This window comes from Streptomyces yerevanensis (assembly GCF_000716805.1).
GTDB lineage: Bacteria > Actinomycetota > Actinomycetes > Streptomycetales > Streptomycetaceae > Streptomyces > Streptomyces flaveus.
On the sequence record NZ_JNWJ01000030.1, the window covers coordinates 1 to 23,669 of the forward strand.

Sequence of the window (23,669 nt, forward strand, 5' to 3'; positions counted from 1 at the left end):
GAGAGCCGGATGCCTGGAAACGGGCACGTCCGGTTCGGACCGGGGGTCGTGGGAAAAGGGCCTGCCTCGCAGGCACCTCGCCCACGGCCTACCGGTGCATCAGCGCACATGGCTGCGGGTTTCCGTGGCAGTTCCCACGCGCACGTTGATCGTTTCCCAGCCTGCATGGTGTGACCCATCGGTGGATGTTCCGAGACCGGGAACGCTCAAGGCCGGCGTCGCCCCGGATCCAGGTCGTCAGCAGGTTCTGCCTTCATCCTGCCGCCCCATTCGTCGTCGCGGTGCGTGTGCGGGCACGCAGGCGGCCCGCTCGTCGCATCGGGAGGGCGCCGGTTGCCACGGTCCGGTCGGTGGCTCTGCTGCTCGTCGGGGTCCGAGGAGATCGACATCGCCGACATCCCCGACGTCCCGGATCTTCCCCCGGCTGTTGTCGGTCAGCCTGGGTCCGGGAAGGTGCCGAGCCGACTGATCGTGTCGGCGATCTCTTCCGTCCATGGCCGGTGGCGGGCGAATCGCAGGCGCCGTTGGCGTGCGGTCGCGATGAGGTGGGCAGCGGCGGAGAACAGCCGCAGCCTCCCACGGCAGCAGCGACCGGCAAGTCAAGGTCCGCGGCTTCCGGGTCGAGACAGCGTGACCGCGGTGGTGCCGGCCCGGCCGGCACCAGTCGCGGTCACCTCATCACCCCACCGCTCGCTCCCGGGCTGTTGGATCCAGGACCGGCCTTCGGAGACGGGTCGTGGTCTCGGACATAGACGGTGACTCGCGCCCCGTTGACACGGGTTGTTCCGTACTCGCGGAAGTGGCGCCGCAGGGTGCTCGTTTTCGCTTCCTCCTGCGGGTTGGCCGGCGGGTGCGCACCCGCTGCGCGGACTGCGACGATCCGGTCGAATTCCAGCATGCGTGCCGCTATTTCCTGGGCGGGAAGCTCGACACCTGCCAGTGTGTTCGACGAAACGGGATCCTGTGCCAGGGCGAGATCTGTCAGAAAACGGGTGTCCTCGGGGTTGGCCGCGGTCAAGATCCGGTGCTGGCCGGCGAGATAGAGCAGCCCGTCGCCGGGACGGCCTTCCTTGCGTACGGTGGCGCCGATGGCGGTGACGTCATTGCTCCGGCTCTGGGGCGTCCTCAGCGAAAGGCTCGGCGGGACGAGCGCGGCCAGTACGGCAACCGCCGCGATCCACGCGTTGCGGGAAGACCGCTGCCGCCGATGGAAGTAATCCATCCAGGCGCCCAGCAGCAAGGCGATTCCGAGATTGCTGTAGAGCACATACCGGTCGACGAAAAGGGGCTTGACCAGTGAGGCGATCAGCAGCAGAAGGCCCGGAAGCACAAGAATCAGCACAGCCAGCACGGAAAGCTGAACGGGCCCCCTCACCCCCAGGGGTGCTCGGGCACACGCCACGCCCACGACCGCCACCACCAGGAAATAACGAAGCCGCACCGGTCCGCCGATCCAGGACACCTGCTCGGACTGCCCCGCACTGTAGATCGCCAGCGGCAACAGCCCGGCCACAACGCCCGCGGCAGCCACACTCCACGCTCTCAGCACCGGTCGTGGAACACGGGAGACGACCAGTGTGACGCCATGTGCAATCAGGGCGAGGACCGCGAACTCATGGAGCAGACAGGCCAGCAGCATGGTGGAGCCATAGACGGCCCACCGCCACCGGGCGCGATGCGGGACGCTGACCACGAGCGCATAGGTGGCCCAGGTGACCAATGCACAGACCATGGCATACGAGCGGCCTTCCTGCGCGTACTTCTGTACCTGGGGAAGGAGTGGAAACACCAGCCCGGCCAGCAGCCCGGCACGGGGCCCCGCCAGGCGTAGCCCCAGAAGCCCGACTCCGCTCGCCGCCACGGACATGGCCAGCACGGACGGCAGCCGCAACGTCAGCAGCCCTCCGGCGAAGAGACCGAAGATCTCATGCATCACGGCGTAGTAGAGGGCATGGACCAGATCAATATGCTGGGCGGTGTGCCATATCTGTGAAAGATCGCGGTGCGCGAGCTGATAGGTGACGGACTCGTCCCCCCACATGGTGTTCTGCCTGCGGATACCCCAGAGCCCCAGAGCGATGGTCAGCGCCAAGGGCGCGATGACGACTACGGCTTTGGCCGGGCTAGGTGATTGTCGACGGGCGGGTACGGGAGGGGAAACCGTCCTGGCCACGGCGGGGGCACGTTCATCAAGGGACATCGGCGGCAGGGCCTTTCAGCAGTGGCGAAGACATTCCGCCAGCGTGCCGGGACCTCGTTGACCGGTTGCTGATCCAACCTGACCGGCCGATCAGGAAGGCGGGCCGGTGCTGTGCGAGGCTGCACCACATGCGCATTCTGGTGGTCGAAGACGAGGTGGACCTTGCCCACACCCTGCACACCGGTCTGACCGCCGAGGGCTACAGCGTCGACCTCGCCCATGACGGCCGGCAGGGACTGTGGATGGCCCGGACCGGCGAATACGCCCTTGTCGTACTGGACTTGATGCTGCCCGGACTCAACGGCTACAAGGTCTGCGCCCAGCTGCGCCGGGAGGGCAACGCGACCCCCATCCTGGTACTCACCGCCAAGGACGGGGACTGGGATCAGGCAGAGGCCCTGGACACGGGGGCCGACGACTACCTGGCCAAGCCCTTCTCCTACATGGTGCTCGTCGCACGGCTGCGGGCCCTGGTCAGACGAGCCGCCACGGTCGCCCCGCCCGTCCTTGCCGTGGGTGACCTCTCGTTGGATGTCGCCGGCCGGGTCTGCCGCCGGGCCGGGGCCCGGGTGGACCTCACACCCCGGGAGTTCGCCGTGCTGGAGCTGCTGGCCCGCCGGGCGGGCCAGGCGGTCTCCAAAACGGATCTGCTCTATCACGCGTGGCCCGACGAAGCCTGGGATCCCAACCTGGTGGAGGCGCGCGTCAGCGCACTGCGCAAGAAGGTGGACGCCGCGTTCCACCGGCAGTCCCTGCAGACCGTACGAGGTACCGGCTACCGGCTGGTGGACGACCGTGAACGCGACTGAGCCGCGACGCCGCTGGTGGCCTCGTTCGGTACGAGCCCGCACAGCCCTGGCCGCCGCCCTGGCCGCCGCCGTCGTCCTGGTCGGCATCGGCTGGTGGGTGCACCAGGAGGTCTACCGCGAGAGCATGACCATCGCCGAAGAACGTGCCGAGCGGAATCTCGCCGCTCTCGTCGATCAGCTGAGGGATGGTTCGGTTCCCGGTCCCAGAAGCGCCGCGCCGTACGAGGTCGTCGCGACCGGCCGACGCACCGCTGTCGCCTCCGGCGGAGCCATGCAGGACTTCGATCCCCGCGCCCGCCATGTGCTGCCCGCCCCACCCGCGCTCTCCGCCCCGACACGGGATGACAATGACGGTGGGGGCTATGCGATGCGGCCCCTCCGCATACCCGAGCGCCGCGACTACAACTCCGTGTACGGATACGACTTGGCCGGCAAGACCTATTTGGTCTTGTACAACGACATCTGGGCCGGTGAACTGGGCAAGGACAAGGCCGCCGCCCTGGGCGTCACCGCCGGCGCCACGCTGCGGGCCTATGTGGTGGTGCTTCCGGACACAGCCGAGGAGATCGCCGGCACCACCGACGACCTGCTGCTGCGGGCCGGTCTCGTCGGCCTTGTGCTGATCGCCGCCATCGCCTACTTCACCGTCCGCATCGCGCTGCGGCCGGTCGAAGCCATCCGCGTCCTCACCGCCTCGGTCACCGCGAGCGACCCCCGCGAACGCGTCACCGTCCCCGCCACGGGACACGAGATCACCGCCCTGGCCACCACCATCAACACCACCCTCCAACGCCTCGACGACGCCGCCGCCCAGCAACGCCGCTTCGTCGCGGACGCCGCCCACGAACTACGCAGCCCCCTCACCACACTGCTGGCCAGCCTGGAAGTCGCGCTCGCCTACCCGGAACGCACCGACTGGCCCGCCGCGGCCACCACCGCCGCACGACAGACCCGCCGCCTCCAGGCCCTCGCCGAAGACCTGCTGCTCCTCGCCCGCCTCGACACCCGCACCCCCATAGCCGGCCCCGACACCGTCGACCTGACAGCCCTCGCCTCTCGGCTGACCGAGCAATACCCCCTCACCGAAAGACCGTTGACCCTCACCTGCGACAGCACCGCCCCCGCACACGCACACGGAAACCCCGACGAATACGAACGACTGCTGCGCAACCTCATCGACAACGCCGCCCGCCACGCCGCACACCGCATCCAGATCACCATCCGAAACCAGGACGCCTGGGTGGTCCTCACGGTGCACGACGACGGACCGGGCGTGCCCACCGAGGACGCCGAGCGCATCTTCGAACGCTTCGTCCGACTCGACGACGCCCGCTCCCGCGACCACGGCGGCACCGGCCTGGGCCTCGCCATCGCCCGCGATCTGGCCCACCGCCACGGAGGCACCCTCACCCTCACCCCTCGGAGCCTCGGAGCATGCTTCCAGCTACGCCTTCCCCAAGCCCCCACCCCGGCCGAGGAATGACGCGCTTCACCGCGGCAGCCCTACAGAACCGGAAGACCACCAGATGACCACGCCCACCGCCACTGCCGCAGAAACGATCATTCACTTCACCCGCCACCTGGCTGAGCCCGGCTGCTGTGGACCTCCACCGCCCGACCCGCGCGCGGCTCGGAGATCACTGCCTGCCGCCACGACGACCTGGTCGGCCGACTCCGTGCGACCGGCCTCGCCGCGATCGCCGACCTCGGCTTCGTCGGCCTCGACGGTGGTGGCGACAACAGCAGCGACCCGGTGGTCATCACCGGCTACAAGAAGCCCAAGGGCAAGAAGCTCCCGCACGCGAAGAAGCAGGTCAACCAGCTGATCGCCGCAGAACGAGCCGTTTGCGAACACGCCTTCGCACACCTGAAGAACTGGCGCGTACTGACCCGGCTCCGCCTCGACGTGAAGTGGGCCACCCGGCTCGTCCGCGCGCTGATGGTCCTCAACTGGCACGAGATCGCCCGCTGACCGACGATCTTCACCGCAGACAGCCGCCGCCGACCAGCACAAGCATGACTTCACCCACCCATGCCACCCCCGTGACCTGCACGTTCAAGATGAACACAACTGACTGAGGGTCCTGTTCTGTGAAGGAACGCTAGACCCGATCGATGGCTCGCCGGAACGGCCGTAGGAAGTTGTCCGGCGGGCCCATCGGGTCACCGAGATCCTCGTGGGTCCCGGGCCAAGTCCCCAAACGGATCACGGCTTTTGTAGCGCATCCCACGGGGCAGACAGCCAACTTCCATCCGATACGGGGCAATTGCCGCGTGTGGATTCAGTCCTTCATGACGGCAGCCGCCCCCTGGACCCGATGTTATCTAGGGTGCGGAAGCACTTTGCGCAGGTCAGGCGCTACGCTCTGGTGTCAGGCATGTGAGTCGAGTGCTGCTTGGCATGGCCCGGGAAGGCCCTGTGCCCCGGAGGCGTGGAAGGCACCGGCCCTCGGGGCGGTTCCGAACGGAAACTAGCGGCTGCCGCTGCCCCTGGCACGCCTCTAAACTTCCGATTCCCAGAGCAGAGAGGACGGCCCGTCAGATGGCTGCGCCGGAGGATTCGACATCCCAGAGTGGTGATCCTCAGCCCTCCGACCCGCAGCCAGACGGCAGCGACGGCCAACGGACCCTGCGCCAGCGCATCGCGGACAGATGGAACAGCCTCGGGCACGTGCGCCAAGCAGGTGTTGTGATCGGCGGCGTGGCCGTTGCAGTGGCCGGAGTCATCCTCATCTCTCTTTCCAACCCCCGCGCGACTGCGCCCTCCGCGTCGGAGGAGGATGCGGAGGAGGAGGACACCGACCTGCTCATCACCCGCCGGTGGACCAACCATGGGCGCTGTCAACTTATCGAGTGCGTCGTCGGGTGAAGGGGTGTCGGGGTGTGGCTATGTGCTCAGGCCGCAGCGGGCCGGCCGGTGACTCCGGTTACCTGGTCCCAGGTCGCGAAGCGGACGGTCATCTCGGCCCGATGGCCGGGAGCGGTCATCAGATGGCGGCGGGGGCGGAAGTGGGGTGAGATGCCGCTGAACGCGGACAGGAACCGCTGGGCTCCGCCGGTGCTGCGGAAGCTGCCGACGGCGCAGTGCGCTGGCGTAGGTCTGCGCGAACTTCAGACACCAGCGGCGGGCCGTCTCGTAGGACACGACGACACCGCGCTCGAGCATGAGCTCCTCGGCCTCGCGGAAGCTGAGCGGGAAGCGGTGGTACAGCCACACACCGTGGGAGATGACCTCGGCCGGGTACCGGTGCCCCTTGTACGACGGCGACCTGCTCTTCACAAACGCCCCTCCGGCATGATCAACCCGGAGATCATCCCACGTCATCAGCCAACGTGACAGCGCCGTCGTGGCTCATGACTTCGATTGGGCCGCTCGCCAACCACGTGATCATCCGCCAACTACGGCGAATGATCACAATGTCCTTTGACAGTGAAGTCAGTCGTTCGCTCGGCGCTGACCTGCGACGACTAACTTGACTGGCAAGGGAGCTGGTGAGGCCCCTCCGGTCCAACAATGAATCCCCGGCTATCACAAGAATCTGGTGGTAGCCGGGGATTCAGTCCGTCAGCCAACCGGGGCTGACCATGCGGTACTCATAGGCCATGACCACGACTTGCGACCTGTCCCGAGCACCGAGTTTGGCCATGATGCGGCTGACGTGAGTCTTCGCGGTCAGAGGCGAGACCACCAGTCGTGCGGCGATTTCGTCGTTGGTGCATCCGGCGGCGATCAGCTGCATGACTTCACGTTCGCGGCTGGTCAGCGCGTCGAGGCGCTGGTCGGGCTCCCGGGGGTTGTCCGGCCGGCTGGCGAATTCGGCGATGAGCCGGCGGGTGATGGAGGGGCTGATGAGCGCGTCGCCTCGCACGGCGACGCGCACCGCGTGCAGGAGTTCCGCCGGTTCGGTGTCCTTGACGAGGAAGCCCGTGGCGCCGGCTCGCAAGGCCCCGTACACGTACTCGTCGAGGTCGAAGGTCGTCAGCATGACCACCTTCACCGCCGCCAGTTCCTCGTCGGCGGTGATGTGACGAGCGGCTTCGAGTCCGTCCATGACTGGCATGCGGATGTCCATCAGCACCACGTCGGGCTGCAGTTCACGGCAGGCGGCGAGGGCGGCCTGCCCGTCGGCAGCCTCGGCGACCACGTGCAGGTCGTCCTCGTCGTCGAGGATGCCGCGGATCCCGGCGCGCACGAGGCGCTGGTCATCCGCCAGCAGGATCCTGATCATCAACTGCTCCGCCGATCGGCTCGTGGTGGTCTGAGAACGGTAGCTGGCCCCGGACGATGAACCCGCCCGCACGGCCGGGCTCGGCGCTCAGTGTTCCGCCCAGTGCGCGCGCCCGTTCCGTCATGCCCGCGATCCCGCTGCCGCCCCCGTGCCCGGAACGGGTCGCACCTTGCCCGTCGTCCTGGACGCTGAGCGTCAGTTCCCGGTCGCCGTGGTGGATCCGGACGACGACGTGCCGGGCGTCGCTGTGCTTGACGGCGTTGGTCAGTGATTCCTGGACGATGCGATAGGCGGCGAGGTCCGCCGATGCCGGTAGCGGTGAGTGGGTTCCGCTCTGCTCGATGCGTACGTCCAGACCCGCCCGAGCGGCTGAGGAGACCAGCTCGTCGATCCTGGACAGGCCCGGCGACGGCGCGGTGGGAGCCTCGTCGTCGACCTGACGCAGTACGCCGAGGGTGGCGCGCAGTTCCTGCAGGCCCTCCTTGCTGCCCTGCTTGATGGCGGTCAGCGCTTCCTGCGCCTGGGTGGGGTCCTTCCGCAGCCGGTGCAGGGCGGACGACGCCTGCACGTGGATCATCGACATGTTGTGGCCGATCACGTCGTGCAGTTCACGGGCGATGCGCAACCGCTCCTGCGTGGCGCGCAGCCTCGCCTCCTCCTCGGCGTAAGCGACCCGGCCGTGGCGCATCGCCCCCAGCGCCACTACCGCGACCAGCCAGCCGGTCAGCATGAACACCGCTGTGCCGTTGACATCGCCGGTGCCAACCAGAACACCCGCCCCCACGCCGATGACCATCACCGCCGCCATGACGACCGATGCCTGCGTCCGTCCCTGGGCCGCCAGCGCGTACAGCGCGGCGATCGGGATCACGACGAGCGGGCCGTCGACCGTGCTCAGCAGGTAGTAGACGCCTGTGCCGATCACCGTGAACCAGCCGACCGCCACCGGGTGGCGGCGGCGCAGAGGCAGCGCTGCACACACCGCCACCGCCAGGAGCCAGGAGCCGATCACCGATGTGGTCGCGTCCCAGTTCGAGCCCAGTCGCTGCCCCTCGGCTACCCCTGCCAGCACCAGCACGACCCCGGCGAGCGCCATGTCGGCACGTGGCCCTGTGGGCAGGCGGAGGCGCGTGGCATCGAGGTGCGGCATTGCTTCATTCTGCCTGCGGCACGACGGGGACTAGGGCTTTATGTCCGTATTTGCGTCGAGGTTGTGTGCTGGAGAGGTACGCAGCAGCCGCGCCGTACATCGGCTGGTGTACGGCGCGGACGTCGCTTCCTGCCGCTGGTGCAGGCCGACTGTCAGCCGTAGGCCGACGCCCGCACCCGGGGTTCACGAGCACGATCGAGGGCATGTCGTCGTCTCTCACCCCCGCCCGGATCAGTGCTGCCTTCGTCGGCGCACTCGTGGGTGCCGCTGCCGGAATTCTGCTGGTCACCGTCGCCGGAACGTTCTCGATCACGGTCAGTGGTGTGTTCGCCGGGCTGGCGCTTGGTGTACCCGCTCTTGCAGGAGCGGTCGTGGGCGTGGCGATGACCCCAGGCAACACTCGCTCGAATTCGAGGTAGGCATCATGTCTTCCCCCCGCGGCTCCGCCGCGTCCCTTGCCCCGCCTGCGCCACAGGGCGCCGCTTCCGCGCCCGTCGGACGGTTCGGTGCCCTGGCAGGCTGGGCGCAGCGTCATCGCTGGGCCGCCCTCCTGCTCTGGGTGGCCGTGGTGGCCGCCATCACGCTGGGCTCCACCGCTGCCGGCTCCGCGTACAAGAACGACTTCTCGCTGCCGGGCACCGATTCCCAGGCCGCCACCGACCTGTTCAAGAAGCACGGCAGTGACCAGGCGGGCGACAGCGTCGAGATCGTCTTCAAGGACACCGCCGGCATCAAGAGCGCCCAGGACAGCCTCGAACCGATGCTGGCCAAGGTGAAGCACATGGCGGGGGTCGCCGACGTGCGCAGCCCCTTCGCCGATGCCTCAGCGGTGTCCAAGGACGGCGCGATCGCTTACGCGTCCGTCACACTGGAGGGCAAGACAGAGGACGTCCCCAAGGAGGACGTCGCCAAGATCATCGACGTCGCGCAGAGCATCGCCACCGAGCACCTCCAGGTCGAGGTGGGCGGCGAGGCCGCGCGCAATGCGGAGGACAAGGCGGGACCGACCGCCGAGCTCGCCGGGATCGTGGCCGCCCTGGTCATCCTGGTGCTGCTGTTCGGTTCACTGCTGGCGGCATCACTGCCGCTGATCACCGCACTGTTCGCGGTCGGCGGCGCCATTGGCCTGATCGTCCTGGCCTCGCACATCTTCACCGTCGCCGACTTCACCCCGCCCATCCTGATGCTCGTCGGCCTCGGCGTCGGCGTCGACTACGCGCTGCTGATCTTCTACCGCTACCGCCATGAACTCCTGGCCGGTGCCCAGCCCGCGGAGGCCGGCCGCAAGGCCCTCGACTCCGCCGGCCGCACGGTCTTCTTCGCAGGTTGCACGGTCATCGTCGCCCTGCTGGGCCTGGTCGCCCTCGGGCTCGGCTCGCTGCAGGGCATCGCCCTCGCGGTGGCCATCACCGTCCTGATCACCATGGCCGCCTCCCTGGTTCTGCTGCCTGCCCTGCTGGCGCTGTTCGGCAGGCGTATCCAACGCCATGTCCTCAAGCAGCAGGCCAAGGCCACCGAGAAGGGCAAGACCGAAGGTAACCGCTGGCGCGCCATGGCACGTGCCGTGCAGCGACGCCCGATCCCGACCCTGCCGGTCGGCGTGATCGCGCTCCTGGCCCTGTCCGCACCGGCACTGGGCATGCGCCTGGGTTTCGCCGACTCGGGCAACGACCCGCAGGAGACCACGTCCCGCCACGCGTACGATCTGCTCGCCGAGGGCTTCGGCCCTGGCTTCAACGGTCCGCTCATCGTCCTGGTGAAGGGCGATCAGGAAGCCGGCAAGGCCGTCCAGGCAAAGCTCGCCACTACCGCCGGCGTGGCCGAGGCCAGCCCTGCGCTGCCCTCCGCGGACGGCGCTCTGTCCACCGTCTTCGTCTACCCGACGACCTCTCCGCAGGACGAGGGAACCGTGGACCTCGTGCACCATCTGCGCGACGACGTGGCCCCGCCCTTGGAGCACACCACTGGCGCCGAGGTGTTGGTCGGCGGTGCCACGGCCGCCTCCCAGGACGTCTCCGAGACACTCGCGAACCGGCTGCCCCTGTTCGTCGCCGTCGTCGTGGGCGTCTCCTCGCTCCTGCTCCTGCTGGTTTTCCGGTCGATCTGGATTCCCGTCAAGGCCGCCATCCTGAACCTGCTGTCCATCTCCGCCGCGCTGGGCGTGATCACCCTGGTGTTCCAGCACGGCTGGTTCGGAGCTCAGCCGGGCCCCATCGAAGCCTTCATCCCCGCGCTGATCTTCGCGATCGTCTTCGGGCTGTCCATGGACTACGAGGTTTTCCTCATTTCCCGCATCCACGAAGAATGGACGCGCACCAAAGACCCTTCGCAATCCGTACGCGAAGGGCTCGCTTCCACCGGCAAGGTCATCACCGCCGCCGCAGCCATCATGATGTTCGTCTTCGGGGCGTTCGTCCTCAGCTCCGACCGCATGCTCCAGCAGTTCGGACTTGGCCTGGCCGTCGCCATCCTGCTCGACGCCGTGGTCATCCGATGCCTCATCGTTCCCGCCGCCATGCAGATGCTCGGCAAATGGGCCTGGTGGCTCCCTGCCCCGCTGGCCCGAAAACTGCCCGAGGTGTCCATCGAGCGCCCTGAGCAGAACTGACCTCGCCTCGGCGCAGCTCGGATCACCACAAGCCCACGTCGCCTCCGCAGTGAGCGGCGGTGCCGGTGAGATCGCAGCGGCGCAGATCACGGTGCACGCCGTGACCCGCGCCGCTGGAGGAACGCATTCCCTTCGCGGGTGGCCCGGTTGGAACGCGTCTCTCGCTGCCGCGGAGGGGGAAGCCCGGCCGTCCAGGGCGAAAAGGGAGATCAAGCCGATCGTGACATCAGCGCCTGGCTGCAACGCATTGACCTTGAGGTCTCCGAGAGTGCTAGGCACTAGGGCGCGTATCGAGTCGTGATCATTGGATGGTCCGAGTGAGGATCAAGCTCTCCTACTGGGCCGATCCCACAGACTGATCAGGACCGATACGCGCCTCGTTGGCCCATATGCTGTGGTCCTGCGATCATCCGCACATGCTCATGCTCGACGATGACCTCGGACACCTTGCCTACGACATAGCCGGTGACGGCTCGCCCGTCGTGCTCGTGCACGCCGGTGTTGCCGATCACCACATGTGGGACGCGGTCGTGCCCTCTCTCGCAGAACGGCACACCGTGATCCGGTACGACCTGCGCGGCTTCGGCGAGTCCGCACCCCCGACCGGCCCGTTCCGCGAGACCGACGACCTGCGCCGTCTCCTGGACCACCTCGGCCACGAACGTGTCCGGCTCGTGGGCGCGTCCTGGGGTGGCCGCGTGGCCCTGGACTTCACGCTCACCCACCCGGACCGGGTGCACTCACTGGCGATGCTCGCCGCGCCCTGGCCGCGATACCACTGGTCCGCGGACATGATCGCGTACGACGAGGCCGAGACGGCGGCTCTGGACGCGGGCGACCTGGACGCCGCCGTACGTATCAACCTGAACATGTGGCTACGCGGACCCGCTCGAAGTTGGGATGAGGTGGCCGACGGACTGACCGACCAACTCCGCGGCCCCCTGCGGACATCGCTGGTGAACCAGGCCACCGTGGGCCAACACTCCCAAGGTCCCGCAACCGGCGACCTCGCCGCCATCTCCGTCCCCACACTGGTGGGCGTCGGCAAACTCGACGTCACCGACTTCCAAGACATCGCCCGCCGCTACGCCACTGAGATCCCCGACGCCGCCCTGGTCGAGTTCGCCACTGCCGCCCACCTCATCGCAATGGACGCGTCCGCCGAACTCAGCGCGGTACTGGGTCCGTTCCTCGCCCATTGAGACCTGTGCAACATGAAGTACGCAGGTCACGGGTCTGGTGTGCGGGGCGGGCGGGGTACTCGCGCTGGTCGTCGGCGGGTGTCCATGGTGAAGATCGTCTGATGGCTGCGCGCCTAAGGATGGAGGGCTTTTCGTTGGCCTGTGGCGGCGGACCGTACGATCGCGTCAAGGAGTCGGTGGCGCTTGACGGCGTGGGTGAAGTCCGGGGCGACAGCCGTTCCGTGGATGAGGTCGTCTCGAATCGCGGCGTAGGCGTGGACCAGCGTGTGGATCACTGTTCCGGCCAGGCCGGGATAGTCGTCGTAGCCGCTGGGCAGCGTGACCTTCGTAGGCCGACCGCCGCTGCGTGTGCTACGCACCGTGACCGGACCGATGTGCGGGAACTCGGCGGCGGTAATCTCGAGTCTCCCCTCCGTGCCGTCGATGATCAGAGAGAACCCTGCACTCGATGCCGCGCCTCCACGGTGGTGGACGGACAGGATCGCCCCGCCCGCCACGGTGCCCGAGATCGCGATCTGGTCCTCGGCGGTCATCGGAACGACCTGCCCGGTGCGCCCGAGGGGAACCTGGCGGCGTCGGGTCGCGGTCGTAGCGACCACGTCCTGAAGCTCGCCGACGACCATCGACACCAGGTCGATCGCGTGTCCGAACGCGATGGTCAGCATCGTGGCCCCGAGCTTGCGGTCGAGCGTGTAGACCATGTTCTGAGACACCGGAGTGCCCCATTCGGTCGAAGACGCCACGACGGTGGCGGAGAGCACTTCCCCCACGAATCCCTCGGACACGAGGTCGGCCAGCCAGCGGAAGGTAGGCGAGGATCGTCCCTGAAGACCGACGAAGGTGCGCGTCGTCCCGGCGGCACGCTCCATCTCCTCGGCCTCGCGCAGGTCGACGGCGAGCGGCCACTCGGAGAGCACCGGCACTCCCGCCTTCAGCACGGGCAACACGAGTTCGCGATGCTGAGGCACTTTGACGGCGACAACAACGAGGTCGACGTTCTCGTCGCCGGCGAGCTGCTCGACCGACGTGTACGCGGGTACGCCATACGCCGCTCCCGCGGCCTGGGCCGAGGCTTCGGAGCTCGCCGCCAGCGCGCGAAGCTCGATCCCGTCGACGGCGCTCAGCGCGGGCAGGTGAGCCCCGGCCGCCCAGCCTCCCGTGGCGCTCAGGCCGACGATGCCGACGCCGATCGGCTTACGGGGGTCAGGCACCGAGCTGCCGCCTTAGGGTCTCGGCGTCGTGCAGGGCTGTCATGTGCACGAACCGCCCGTCCCGAACCTGGTAGATGGCGTACTCGACGATCTCGAACGAGGCGCCGGTGGGAGCCACGCCGAGCCACTCCTTGGCGGGCGTGCCCGTGTTGGTCAGACGGGCGGCCAGGCGATCACCATCGACCGCGGTCTCGCGGGGCTCCCAGTGGAAGTCCGGGACCGCGTCGATGGCGCCGTTCAGCACAGCGATGACCTGGTCTCGAGTGCCCGGCTCGCCGTTCAGGGTGGTCTCGTCGTTGATGAACTCGTCCATGCGGGAGATCTCGTGGGCGTTGAGCGCCCCGATGTAGCGCAGGTATAACTCGCGCAGGTCGGTGTCGGACATGATCTCCTTCTTCGGCCCCCGGAGCGGAGGTCATGCTCGGTGTTTCGCGACGGCCCTTGACGGTTTCGTCGCGGTGATCGTCGGCAGGGGGAGGAACCACTGCCCGAAACTTCTGTCCCGAACGGTACAGAAGTTTTGCCGCACCGTCACGGCCCTCGTGCGAGGAGAATGTCTCACCGGGGCGAGCGAAGGGGCGCAGCCGCTACGCAGGCCAGCCGAGCAACGCCGTGTCGACGATCTCATCGAGCTCAGCAGGACCGAGGCCGTTGGCGGCCTGCACGGCGATGCCGAAACCCATCGTCATGATGAACCGGGCAAGACGCCGAGGGTCGACGTTGCACGGAAGATCACCCTCGTTGACGGCGCGCCGGAAGCGCTCCTCAAGGCGGACCCCCGCGTCGTTGCGCCAGTCGACAAGCAGGTCGTGGACGGCCCGGCTCTCCTCGCTCGACGCCAGCGCACCCTGCACGGTCAGGCACCCGGAGGGGCCGCCGGGAGGGGTCGTGGTGCAGACCGCTCCGCGGAGGAACGCCAAGGCCACAGCCCGTGCGGTGGGCTCCTCCAGGGCGCGCGTGGCGTAGGCGGCCGGCCCCGCACCGTAGCGCTGGAGGGCCTTGCGGAACAACTGCTCCTTGTTGCCGAAGGCCGCATACATGCTCGTCTTGGTGATCCCCATGGCGCCGGTCAGTTCAGCGAGGCTTGCACCTTCGTAACCTCGCGCCCAGAACACCCGCATCGCACGTTCCAGCGCCTGGTCGATGTCGAATCCTCGAGGCCGACCCATGACGGCCCTACGCGAGTCACCCATGCCACAAGCGTACCCCTCGGTACAGATCCCCACTGACCAGCAGTTTCATCCTCACAAGGCGACGAACGCAGTTCAGTACCGGCCGGTCTTGATGTGCTACCGTTCTGCACCGACCGGTACTGAACTGATGGGAAGGGAAGTCCGCGCCATGAAAAGCATTTCGCTCGGCAGCCTCAAGGTCTCGCGCATCGGTCTCGGAGCCATGGGAATGTCGGCGTTCTACACCGGCGCCGGCCAGTTCGACGACGAGTCGATCCGCACGATCCACCGCGCTCTGGACCTCGGGGTCACCCATATCGACACCGCTGAGGGGTATGGCCCCTTCATCAACGAGGAGTTGGTCGGCCGGGCCGTGCAGGGGCACCGAGACGAGGTCGTGCTGGCGACCAAGTTCGGACTGATCTCCCACACCGGTGGCTCGGCTCCGGACAGCACCCCGGCCAACATCCGCCTGGCCGTGGAGGGATCACTGAAGCGCCTGGGTACCGACTACATCGACCTCTACCACCAGCACCGGGTGGACCCCGGCACGCCCATCGAAGAGACCGTTGGCGCGCTGGCCGAACTGGTGGCCGAAGGCAAGATCCGCCACATCGGCCTGTCGGAGGCCGGCCCCGCCACGATCCGCCGCGCTCACGCCGTGCATCCGGTCACCGCGGTCCAGTCCGAATACTCCCTGTGGACCCGCGACCCGGAGGCCGAGATCCTGCCCGTCCTGCGCGAACTGGGCATCGGCTTCGTGCCGTACTCCCCGCTTGGCCGCGGCTTCCTGACCGGCAACATCCGCTCCCTGAACGATCTTGACGCCGACGACTGGCGCCGCACCAACCACCGCTTTGCCGACGGCAACCTGGAACGCAACCTGCGAATCGTCGACGAGGTCCGGGCCGTAGCCGCCGAGATCGACACCACGCCCGCACAGGTCGCCTTGGCCTGGCTGCTCGCCCAGGGTGACGACATCGCGCCCATCCCCGGCACCAAGCGAGTCGCCCGGCTGGAGGAGAACGCCGCCGCCGACCACATCGAGCTCACCGCCGGCCACGTCGCCCGCCTGAACGACCTGCCCCCGGCCTCCGGCGAGCGCTACGACGCGGACAACATGGCCGCCATCGACCGCTGATCGAAGACGTACCATCACGCACGCCGCGGGTCGGCATCCGGGCGAAGAGTGCCGCATTCCCAATGAGACTGTGCAACATGAAGTACGCAGGTCACGGGTCTGGTGTGCGGGGCGGGCGGGGTACTCGCGCTGGTCGTCGGCGGGTGTCCATGGTGAAGATCGTCTGAGCCGAGGAGTTGGCCAAGCAGCTGGCGAAGGTCCAAGCCGAGCGAGAAGAGGTTGGTGATCGCCGAGCGGGTCCTGCACCGGCTGGCCGAACAGGACCGGGCTGTGCAGGAGGCCGCCGCGGCCGTCGCCCCTGCTGCGGCCCGGGTGGCGGGGCAGGCGGTTTTGCTGATCCCGCACCGCGGCGAGACGGGCGACGAGGCCGCGCTGCCCGCTGACTACCGCAAGATCCTGGCGATCGTGCGGGCTGCCGACGGCCCGGTGCAGGTCAGGGCCGTCGGAGAGGAGTTGGGCCTTGAGGTGACGGTACGCGGGAAGCTGGAACCGTTGCGGGCGAAGATGACCAAGCTCGCCGACCGCGGCTGGCTGCACAAGCGTCCCGACGGCAGGTTCACCGCACGCGCGCAGGCGTAGGGAGGCGGGCGCCGGCGGGACGTAACTGGCGGGCCTCCGGCGGCAGTTGAGTTTGGTGTGAAGAAAAACAACCATCCCGTCGAGGGCCCTGACGGCCTTGTCTACACCGCCCGCCTGCCGCTGTCGAGTGCCACCCTGAACTGGCTCGCCGACCTGATGCGCGGCCACCTGAAGAAGATCGGCTCGCGGTGGCGGGCCCTGCCTCCGGGATGGATCGCCACCATCGTGCTGGCGGTGCTGCGCTGTGACCAGCGGCCGGGTGACCTGGCCGGCGGCAACGGGATACACCGCACCACCGTGACCCGGTGGGTCAGGGAAGTCCGGCAAAGAGAACCGGAAGAACTACTCCGGCAAGAGCAAATGCCATGGCCTGCTCGTGATCGCGTTCACCGACGACCGCGGCCGACTGCTCTGGGTCTCGGCGGCCCGGCCCGGACGGACCTCGGAGATCACCGCCTGCCGCCACGACCAGCTCACCGCCAAGCTGCGGGCGGCCGGTCTCGGGGCGATCGCCGACCTGGGCTTCGTCGGGCTCGATGACAGCGGTCCCGACGCCGACCCGGCGGTGATCACCGGCTACAAGGCCGCCCGGAACCGGCCCCTGACCCGCGGCCAGAAGCTGTCGAACACCGCGCTGGCAGCAGTCCGGGCACCGGTGGAGCACGGCTTCGCCCACCTCAAGAACTGGCGCGTGCTCGGCAAGGTCCGCACCGACCCGACGTGGGCGACCGCCCTGGTCAGGTCCCTGCTCGTCCTCACGAACCGCGAAGTTTCCCGGTGACCGACGATCTTCACCGAAGTCATCCACCCACGACCAGCACGAGCATCCCGAACCCCGCGCACACCAGACCCGTGACCAGCAACTTCACGATGCACAGTGCTCAGTGGCCGGTTCTGAACCACTCTGGGCCTGATGGAGGCTCGATTCCCTGAGGATCGAGTCATGGCACGTCCGTCCCCTACCCCACGTTCCCTCTCTGCCTGTGGCCATGCAACTGGCACGGGTCGGGCGCTTGCAAGCTGCGCAGCCGGGTTGCCGTCACCACGGAACGCCGGGTCGTCCCGGCGACGACCTCGACCACCGGGCCCGGTCCGGTGATGCGGTAGGCCTCCCCCGCGCGGGTTCGGGCACCTCGGGACGAAGTCCAGCCGATCATCGACCACGGCGCACACCTCGCCGTCCAGCACGGTGCCGATCGGCACCTGCTGCCGCAGCTCGTCAGTCACCCTGTCGCGCTCCGGCAGCATCACCGAGTTCACCCCCGCTCATCGGCCGTGATGCAGGTCGTTCAGCCGCCGCCGGAGCCCGGCCCATAGAGCGCAGCGATGTCTTTGGACGTCGCCCACCGGCTGTAGGTGGGTGACTGCGGCCAGCCCTCGGGCGAGTCCTGCCACTCCTCCTGCCGTCCGTACGGCAGGACGTCGATCAGCGGGAAGGTGTGACTGAGCTGTTCGGTGCCCCGGCCGTTGGTGTGCCAGGTGCGGTAGACGGTGTCGCCGTCGCGCAGGAACACGTTGACCGCGAATCCTGCGTCGGGCGGTGCGCCGACGTCGGCGCCGAAGGAGCTGTCGGCAGTCGAGTACCACGTCATCTGGTTGCCGACCCGCTGCTTGTAGGCGAGTGCCTCCTTGATCGGGCCCTGGGTGACGATGACGAATCGCGCATCGTAGTTGTCCAGGAACTCCAGGCGGGTGTACTGCGAGGTGAACCCCGTGCAGCCCGGGCACTGCCATTCCTTGCCGACGAACCACATGTGGTTGTAGACGATCAGTTGCCGCTTGCCCTCGAAGACGTCCGCCAGCCGAACGGGGCCGTCCTCGCCCTCCAGGGTGTAGTCGGGCATCTCGACCATCGGCAGGCGACGACGCTCGGCGGCGATGGCGTCAAGCTCCCGCGTCGCGGCCTTCTCCCGGGCACGCAGCGCCTCGAGTTGGCGCTCCCACGTGGCGGCGTCGACGACGGGTGGTAGTGCGTGGGTGGTCATGGTCCCCTCACAGAACTCGTGTACAGCTTTCGCTCGTGCAGAGGTAGACCCCACCGGGCCCCGGAACTCATCGGACCGAGCCGCCCTGTGCCGCTCGCACCACTCTGCATGGCGGGCAGTTGCGCGCTCAACTCCTTCCTGTCAGCGAGGCCTTGAGGCGCTCTGGGTCGCGTCCCGAGCGCGGCATGCGTCACCTGCGGTGACGGCGGGCTACTGCTGGCGCCGGCACTGCTTCCGCCCGGTGCACGATGACGTTGAACGCGTCGTTGGAGCATTCGGTGTGGCCGTCGATGAGGACGGCAGAGGCTTCGATGAGAGTGCGTCCGTAGTGGTCCCAGACGGGGGGCGCGAACACCAGGTTGACCATGCCGGTCTCGTCTTCGAGTGCGCCGAAGGCGACGCCGTTGGCGGTGGGCGGGCGTTGCAGGTACTTGGCGAGTCCGCCGACCCGGACCCGGGCCTGGTCGGCCAGGGTACGTACCGCGGCCGCGGGCAGGGCGCCTTGTCGTTCCAGGTAGGCGCGGACGTGCTCGATGGGGTGGGTGGTGGCGCTGGCGCCGGTGGTGGCCAGGTCGGCGGCGGTCTGTTCGGCCGGGGTCATGGCGGGCAGGGCGGGGGCGGGCGCGAGGGCGCCGAGTCCGGGCAGGCAGGGCTGGTGGCTGTGGGGGAAGGCGCCGGCCGTCCACAGGGTGGTGCGCCGGTGTTCGCCGAAGCCGTCGAACGCCCCGGCGATCGGCCGCTACCTGAGCCTCCCCCGTGGAGAACCGCCCGGCAGAGGACTTCGGCTTCCTCGGCATGCTCCTGTCCGTCGACCAGCCGGCCTCCGCCGCACTCACCAACGAACTGCTCGGCTGGCAGCCGATTCAGCCTGGGCTCATAGAGGACATCGGCAAGGGCCACTACTTCATCTGACCCCTTGTTGCCGCCTTTGCGGCCAGGGGGCGCAGCTCGAATTCAAGGACGGGCTTGTTCGGGCTGTTCGGGTCGGGTTTCCGGATCGCCGGTGAGCTGCCGCGAGGGGTGTACGCGGGCGCGTCCGCCGAGCGTGTGGTCGGGACGACGCCGTCTCGCCGCGCTAGCTGAAGGGCTGGCGGTCGGTAACCGGCGTCGTCCGGTCGGAGGCAATCCGGCCTCCAACTACGGCAGTAGGACTAGGCTGTCGCAGCCCGCAGCGGTCGCGGCCTGCGAGCGGCCCAGTTGTCGCAGACGAATACATTCCGCATCCCTTCGCGGACTCGGCACCTGCTACTTTTCACCGCCACGGCCGCGAACTGAAGAAAGGCCCATGCCATGCCTGAAAACCCGGCTCCCGCCACCGAACTCACATCGCAGTACAGCGCCCAGGTGGCGGGCGACCTCGAGCGCAACACCAAGGAACAGGAACGTATCGGTGCGGAGATCGAGGCACTGCAGGGGCAGTTGGATGCCCTTCAGCACGACCACAGTGTGCTGGTGAGCATGCAGCAGGCACTCGGCGGCGCCAGCCTGGCCCGGCCGGACACCACGGCTGTGCCGTCAGCGCCTGAGCAGGCTTCTGCTGAATCCAAGCCGGCCAAGGGGAAGAAGGCAGTCGCCGCAGGCGCGAAGAAGACGGCCTCCAAGAAAGCTGCTGCCAAGAAGACCGCGGCCAAAGCCTCGTCCGTGAAGGCCGCCACGACAGCCGCGACGCCGACTCTCGTCGAGCTGATCCGCACTCACCTGGAGCAGCAGAGCGAGCCGCGCTCCGCCGCGGAAATCTCCTCCGCGCTGGGGCAGTCCCATCCCGACCGCAACATCAAGACCGCCGTGGTGCGCACCACCCTCGAAGGGCTCGTTGCCAAGGGTCGTGCTCACCGCACCAAGCAGGGCTCGTCCGTTTTCTATACCGCCGCGGCCGCTCCGGAGCCCGCTGCGGTCGAGCCGCAGCCGGAGGCAGCGGCCGGCTGAGCATCCGCCGGCCCGGCCATCGCATTCCTCCGTCCCGCAATCCGATGGCCCCGGCGCCGAAGGTCACTGCGCGGGGCGCAACCGGCGTACCGCAGTGCGCGGCTGGGACAGTGCCGAGCAGTCGGGTGACGGAGCTTGTGCTGGGGTCTTGTCCCGTAATTTCGGTGCTGTTGTCGAGTCGGCAGTGCGGCAGCAGGCAGTCGCAGGGCGGGCAGTCACCAGCGGCGGGATGTGGGCGCCTACGATCTCAGCGATTGCGCCCGGATGCATCAGCGCGGGCGCCAGGTGCGGATCTCCAGGTGGATGATGTGCGCATCCGGGCGGATGCGGCCGGTTTCCACCAGCCATTGATGGACGGCTGCGGTGACGTCTCCGCCTGCGGCGTCGACGCGTTGGGCGAAGTCGGCGGCGTCGTGCCCGCCGGTCTGGGCGGAGCCGTAGGAGCGTTCCTCGGTGTGGTCGGCGCGCTGGATGACGTCGCGGCGGATGCCGGGTGAGTCGGTGCGGCTGCCGGAGGGGTGCAGGTAGCCGGTTTTGGCGAGGCGGAGGGTGAAGGCCAGGCGCAGGCCGCGGCGGGCGGCTTCTGCGATCAGGGGGCGCAGTCGGGAGGAGCCGGAGGCGATCGCCTGGGCGCCGACGCGGCCGGTGCCGGAGCCGGTGGGGGTGATCAGGACGGCTTTGCCGCGTACGCGGGCGCGGGCACCGGAGGCGGTGGTGCGGCGGGTGATGTGCTGGCTTGCGATGGAGGCGAGGTCGGGGAGGTCGGTGATGCCGCCTGTCTGGACGGCGGCCAGGACGTGGCGCAGGGCGGGGACGAAGGCAGCGCCTTTGTTCTTTGTGTAGAACTGGGAGACCAGAGAGGCGTCACGGTTGATGATGCGGGCGATGTCGCGCTTGGAGTAGCCGGCCGTTTGCAGCTGGTCAGCCAGCTGGGCGGCCTCGTTCAACTCGCCTTGTCCAGCGGGACGGTTGCGGCGGGGGCGGGGTGGCATCAGGCCTCTCCTGCGTTCGGGGTGAGGGCGGTGCGTCCGGCGTCCCGCAGGGCAAGGAGTTCTCCCTCGGTGGTGGGGGCGGCCACGGGACCGGTGAGGTGGCCCTTGAGAAGGTAGTCGCCGGGCTGGTGGTGGTGCGGCCAGGCCTGCGGCTGGGTGAGGTAGAGGGCGTCGGTGCGGAAGGCGACGACGGTGCCGGGCTCAGTGTGCAGGGCGCCGGCGTAGATGCCCTCGTCGCGGTGGCGCTGGGTGAGCAGGGCGGCGCGGGCGCCGGACCAGATCGCGGCGGCCCATTCGGGGTGAGCGTTGGGGTCCCGGCTGAAGCCGGTCGGCTTCTGCCAGGTGATCCGCTCGTCGTCGAAGCCGATGATTTCGGCGTCCGGCGGTACGTCGCGCTCCAGGGTGCGGGGGGTGGTGCCGGTGACCATGCGGGGTCGCTGGGCGAAGGAGCCGATGCCGTACAGGAGGATGGCGCGCACCGCGCGGGAGGCGAGGTGGGCGGCGCGGGCCTGCTGTGCGTCGCCCTGGAAGTGGGCCTGGGCGGAGAGGTTGGTCCAGGTCTCTTTGAGTTTCTTGGCCCAGTCGTCGAGGGGTTTGCCGTCCTCCCACAGGATCCCGTCGAGGATTTCGATCTTCCACGGGGTGATGGGGTTGGTCAGGGCGGTGTGGATTTCGGGGCCGCCGGCCCAGGTGGTGAAGGGGGCGTTGGGCGCGGCCGGGTAGTGCCAGGCGCGCTCGCCCGGTGCGGGGGCGGGCAGGATGCCGACGTGGTTCCAGGTGTCGGGGACGGTGACCCGCACCTGCCAGTGGCCGCAGCCGTACAGGGCCCGGGTCTGCTCCTTCTCGCTCCAGGAGGCGAAGGTGGCGGCCGTGATCCGGCGGGGGGTGCCGACCGGAGACTTCCAGGTGTGTTTGGCGTAGGCGAAGGTGCGGTCGTACTCGACGAGCTGGGGCAGCTGTTCGGGCACACGGGGCGGAACGATGAGTTCGTTGCGGCCCTGGCCGGCGGTAGCGTGCAGCAGGCCGCGCAGTTCCTCGGACAGGACGGGGAAGCCTTCGGCGTGCTGGCCGCGGGTGGGGATGGTGCGGGTCCACAGGTCGCGGCCGGTCTGGGAGGGGGAGCCCATGATGACCGCATCGGGCCAGTGGCGGCGCAGTGCCTGCCACAGCAGCACGAACGCGTCCCGGACAGTTGCCGGGTCGTCGCCGCCGGTGTCAAACCACTCCCCCACCGAGCGGATCTCCACGTGGCTGTCGCCATCGTCGCGCTGGTAGCGGCCGACGGGGTTGCGGGCGTGGACGAAGTGCCCGGCCATCCGGTCGCGGCCGCGGCCGGTGTCGGTGCGCCAGCCTGGCGTGGGGGCGTTGAGCCAGGCCGCGACCGCATCCCGCAGGTAGGGGTAGCGGTCGGCGTCGCGGTGCCAGGGGTCGCCTGCGGTGATGTAGATGCGCTCCGTGCCTTCGGGAAGGGTCTGGAAGACGGCGGTCAGGATGGCGGCGACCGAGGTGTCGGCCAGGTCGAGGCGGTAGGTCTGGCTGCGGTGCACCAGCACGCCCGTGTCCGTGTCCAGGAAGACCGTGGAGCGGGCCTGCTGGGTGAAGTTCGGTGGCGTGGAGAGCAGGTTCGGGGTGTGCGTGAACCAGCTGTTGCCCGCTGCCCCGTCGGGGATCGACGGGAGGGCACGCGGCGCGTCCGGGGTTGCGGGCTTCGCGGAGGCACGGTCCCCGGCAGGAGCGGCCGGCGGCGAGGCGGCGACGGGCTGCGCTGCTGTGGCGGCGGCCATCGCGGGCGCCACCGCTCCCCTCTGGGCGGTGGGGTGGGGCGGAGTCTCGGTGCCGTCGGCGGCGGCTGGGGCGCCCGGCTCAAGGTGAGACGGGGCGGTCTCGGCGGCGGTGAGGCGGTCGGGGGCCAGCGCGGGGGCCAGGCTGACGACGTGGGCCAGGCTCAGCCCGGCCGCCGGGGCGATCCGTTCCGCCTTCGCCTTCTCGTACCCGGCCAGCTGTGTGATCTGCCGGTCCCGCTCGGCCTCCAGCTTCGCCAGGGCGGCCCGGGTCTTTTTGATCTCGTCCCGTACGGTGCGCAGTTCGGCGAGGGCTGCGGTGTAGCGCTGTGCGTCCATCACGCTTCCTTGTCCGGACGACGGTCGGCGGCGGGTGCGGGGACGTAGGCGATCGCCCCGCCCGAGTGGGAGACAAGCCGGCTGCCCAGCAGCAGATCAGCGAGCATCCGGTCGGCCTGCGAGGATGCGATCACGTGAGCGGGCCGCCGCACGTGGGCGTGGTCCGAACACGTACCGCCGCAGCGAGCCGTCAGGAGAGCAGATCGCTGCGCAACGCTGTCGCCTCGTAGCGGAGTCGAAAGGTGTGAGCGTGGCTGTCGTCCATCCAGTACACCGTCATGGCGGACAGCATGCTCTGCTTCACCCATCTGGTGCGGGCGGGCGTGCCTGCGTCCTGATCGATGA

The 23,669-nt window shown here is 68.7% G+C and carries 23 protein-coding genes and 1 pseudogene; 12 read left to right on the top strand and 12 right to left on the bottom strand.

All coding sequences use genetic code 11. The annotated features are described in order from the left end of the window. Nucleotides 1–670: 670 nt before the first annotated feature. On the bottom strand, nucleotides 671–2,200 hold the full coding sequence (locus OP79_RS28360; protein WP_033324134.1) for a glycosyltransferase family 39 protein: 1,530 nt from the start codon (nucleotides 2,198–2,200) through the stop codon (nucleotides 671–673). A gap of 128 nt (nucleotides 2,201–2,328) precedes the next feature. Here OP79_RS28360 and OP79_RS28365 point away from each other — a divergent pair, with 128 nt between their 5' ends. The 4 genes from OP79_RS28365 to OP79_RS55405 all read left to right on the top strand — a co-directional run bounded on the left by OP79_RS28365 (nucleotide 2,329) and on the right by OP79_RS55405 (nucleotide 5,878). Beyond that, complete coding sequence (locus tag OP79_RS28365; protein WP_033324135.1) at nucleotides 2,329–3,009, top strand: response regulator transcription factor; 681 nt, start codon at nucleotides 2,329–2,331, stop codon at nucleotides 3,007–3,009. Next, nucleotides 2,996–4,492 (top strand): sensor histidine kinase, encoded by a 1,497-nt coding sequence (locus OP79_RS28370; RefSeq protein WP_033324136.1) that lies wholly within the window; start codon nucleotides 2,996–2,998, stop codon nucleotides 4,490–4,492. The genes OP79_RS28365 and OP79_RS28370 overlap by 14 nt, the downstream gene beginning before the upstream one ends. 114 nt (nucleotides 4,493–4,606) lie before the next feature. Continuing rightward, nucleotides 4,607–4,981 (top strand): transposase family protein, encoded by a 375-nt coding sequence (locus OP79_RS52210; RefSeq protein ID WP_169786222.1) that lies wholly within the window; start codon nucleotides 4,607–4,609, stop codon nucleotides 4,979–4,981. A gap of 570 nt (nucleotides 4,982–5,551) precedes the next feature. Beyond that, nucleotides 5,552–5,878, top strand: coding sequence for a hypothetical protein (locus OP79_RS55405; protein WP_157857373.1), 327 nt, complete (start codon nucleotides 5,552–5,554; stop codon nucleotides 5,876–5,878). A gap of 26 nt (nucleotides 5,879–5,904) precedes the next feature. Here the strand turns inward: OP79_RS55405 and OP79_RS58615 are convergent. From OP79_RS58615 to OP79_RS28390, 3 genes and pseudogenes are all read right to left on the bottom strand, one after another. Continuing rightward, nucleotides 5,905–6,334: pseudogene (locus OP79_RS58615) on the bottom strand (hypothetical protein). Nucleotides 6,335–6,566: 232 nt separating this feature from the next. Beyond that, nucleotides 6,567–7,238, bottom strand: a complete 672-nt coding sequence (locus tag OP79_RS28385; protein ID WP_033324140.1) for a response regulator — start codon at nucleotides 7,236–7,238, stop codon at nucleotides 6,567–6,569. Continuing rightward, nucleotides 7,213–8,388, bottom strand: coding sequence for a sensor histidine kinase (locus tag OP79_RS28390; protein WP_033324142.1), 1,176 nt, complete (start codon nucleotides 8,386–8,388; stop codon nucleotides 7,213–7,215). The genes OP79_RS28385 and OP79_RS28390 overlap by 26 nt, the downstream gene beginning before the upstream one ends. Before the next feature lie 203 nt (nucleotides 8,389–8,591). Here OP79_RS28390 and OP79_RS52220 point away from each other — a divergent pair, with 203 nt between their 5' ends. The 3 genes from OP79_RS52220 (at nucleotide 8,592) to OP79_RS28400 (ending at nucleotide 12,198) form a co-directional block, all read left to right on the top strand. Further along, a complete protein-coding gene (locus OP79_RS52220) occupies nucleotides 8,592–8,807 on the top strand; it encodes a hypothetical protein (RefSeq protein ID WP_078492054.1) in 216 nt (71 codons plus the stop codon). Between the two features lie 5 nt (nucleotides 8,808–8,812). Further along, nucleotides 8,813–10,996, top strand: a complete 2,184-nt coding sequence (locus OP79_RS28395) for an MMPL family transporter (RefSeq protein ID WP_078492055.1) — start codon at nucleotides 8,813–8,815, stop codon at nucleotides 10,994–10,996. Between the two features lie 416 nt (nucleotides 10,997–11,412). Continuing rightward, nucleotides 11,413–12,198, top strand: coding sequence for an alpha/beta fold hydrolase (locus OP79_RS28400; RefSeq protein WP_033324270.1), 786 nt, complete (start codon nucleotides 11,413–11,415; stop codon nucleotides 12,196–12,198). A 113-nt stretch (nucleotides 12,199–12,311) separates the two neighbouring features. Here the strand turns inward: OP79_RS28400 and OP79_RS28405 are convergent, their stop codons facing one another. From OP79_RS28405 to OP79_RS28415, 3 genes are all read right to left on the bottom strand, one after another. Beyond that, on the bottom strand, nucleotides 12,312–13,409 hold the full coding sequence (locus OP79_RS28405) for a Gfo/Idh/MocA family protein (RefSeq protein WP_033324143.1): 1,098 nt from the start codon (nucleotides 13,407–13,409) through the stop codon (nucleotides 12,312–12,314). Further along, nucleotides 13,402–13,794, bottom strand: a complete 393-nt coding sequence (locus OP79_RS28410) for an ester cyclase (protein ID WP_033324145.1) — start codon at nucleotides 13,792–13,794, stop codon at nucleotides 13,402–13,404. Before OP79_RS28410 ends, OP79_RS28405 begins: the two co-directional genes overlap by 8 nt. 202 nt (nucleotides 13,795–13,996) lie before the next feature. Next, a complete protein-coding gene (locus OP79_RS28415; protein ID WP_033324147.1) occupies nucleotides 13,997–14,602 on the bottom strand; it encodes a TetR/AcrR family transcriptional regulator in 606 nt (201 codons plus the stop codon). Nucleotides 14,603–14,750: 148 nt separating this feature from the next. Between OP79_RS28415 and OP79_RS28420 the strand changes: the two genes are divergently transcribed. From OP79_RS28420 to OP79_RS57205, 3 genes are all read left to right on the top strand, one after another. After that, nucleotides 14,751–15,722 carry an aldo/keto reductase gene (locus OP79_RS28420; RefSeq protein WP_033324148.1) on the top strand — a complete coding sequence of 324 codons (972 nt, stop codon included), beginning with the start codon at nucleotides 14,751–14,753 and terminating at the stop codon, nucleotides 15,720–15,722. A gap of 222 nt (nucleotides 15,723–15,944) precedes the next feature. Then, nucleotides 15,945–16,301: a hypothetical protein gene (locus OP79_RS28425; protein ID WP_245685471.1), complete on the top strand. Its 357-nt coding sequence runs from the start codon at nucleotides 15,945–15,947 to the stop codon at nucleotides 16,299–16,301. Nucleotides 16,302–16,677: 376 nt separating this feature from the next. Further along, nucleotides 16,678–17,082, top strand: coding sequence for a transposase family protein (locus OP79_RS57205; RefSeq protein WP_245685472.1), 405 nt, complete (start codon nucleotides 16,678–16,680; stop codon nucleotides 17,080–17,082). Nucleotides 17,083–17,590: 508 nt separating this feature from the next. Here the strand turns inward: OP79_RS57205 and OP79_RS28435 are convergent. Then, nucleotides 17,591–18,286, bottom strand: coding sequence for a DUF899 domain-containing protein (locus OP79_RS28435; RefSeq protein ID WP_033324149.1), 696 nt, complete (start codon nucleotides 18,284–18,286; stop codon nucleotides 17,591–17,593). A 190-nt stretch (nucleotides 18,287–18,476) separates the two neighbouring features. Further along, nucleotides 18,477–18,887 carry a hypothetical protein gene (locus tag OP79_RS28440; RefSeq protein ID WP_051744985.1) on the bottom strand — a complete coding sequence of 137 codons (411 nt, stop codon included), beginning with the start codon at nucleotides 18,885–18,887 and terminating at the stop codon, nucleotides 18,477–18,479. A 155-nt stretch (nucleotides 18,888–19,042) separates the two neighbouring features. On the opposite strand from OP79_RS28440, the gene OP79_RS55410 reads away from it, so the two are divergent. Continuing rightward, on the top strand, nucleotides 19,043–19,198 hold the full coding sequence (locus OP79_RS55410; protein WP_157857374.1) for a hypothetical protein: 156 nt from the start codon (nucleotides 19,043–19,045) through the stop codon (nucleotides 19,196–19,198). Between the two features lie 378 nt (nucleotides 19,199–19,576). Continuing rightward, nucleotides 19,577–20,212, top strand: coding sequence for a hypothetical protein (locus OP79_RS28445; protein WP_033324150.1), 636 nt, complete (start codon nucleotides 19,577–19,579; stop codon nucleotides 20,210–20,212). A gap of 269 nt (nucleotides 20,213–20,481) precedes the next feature. Here the strand turns inward: OP79_RS28445 and OP79_RS28450 are convergent, their stop codons facing one another. The 3 genes from OP79_RS28450 to OP79_RS58095 are packed head-to-tail and all read right to left on the bottom strand — an operon-like array spanning nucleotide 20,482 to nucleotide 23,458. Further along, on the bottom strand, nucleotides 20,482–21,204 hold the full coding sequence (locus OP79_RS28450; RefSeq protein ID WP_033324152.1) for a hypothetical protein: 723 nt from the start codon (nucleotides 21,202–21,204) through the stop codon (nucleotides 20,482–20,484). Further along, the gene (locus tag OP79_RS28455) at nucleotides 21,204–23,324 is read right to left on the bottom strand and encodes a coiled-coil domain-containing protein (protein ID WP_033324154.1); all 2,121 of its coding nucleotides are present in this window, start codon (nucleotides 23,322–23,324) and stop codon (nucleotides 21,204–21,206) included. The genes OP79_RS28450 and OP79_RS28455 overlap by 1 nt, the downstream gene beginning before the upstream one ends. Further along, nucleotides 23,324–23,458 (bottom strand): hypothetical protein, encoded by a 135-nt coding sequence (locus OP79_RS58095; protein WP_281193260.1) that lies wholly within the window; start codon nucleotides 23,456–23,458, stop codon nucleotides 23,324–23,326. Before OP79_RS58095 ends, OP79_RS28455 begins: the two co-directional genes overlap by 1 nt. Nucleotides 23,459–23,669 lie beyond the last annotated feature (211 nt).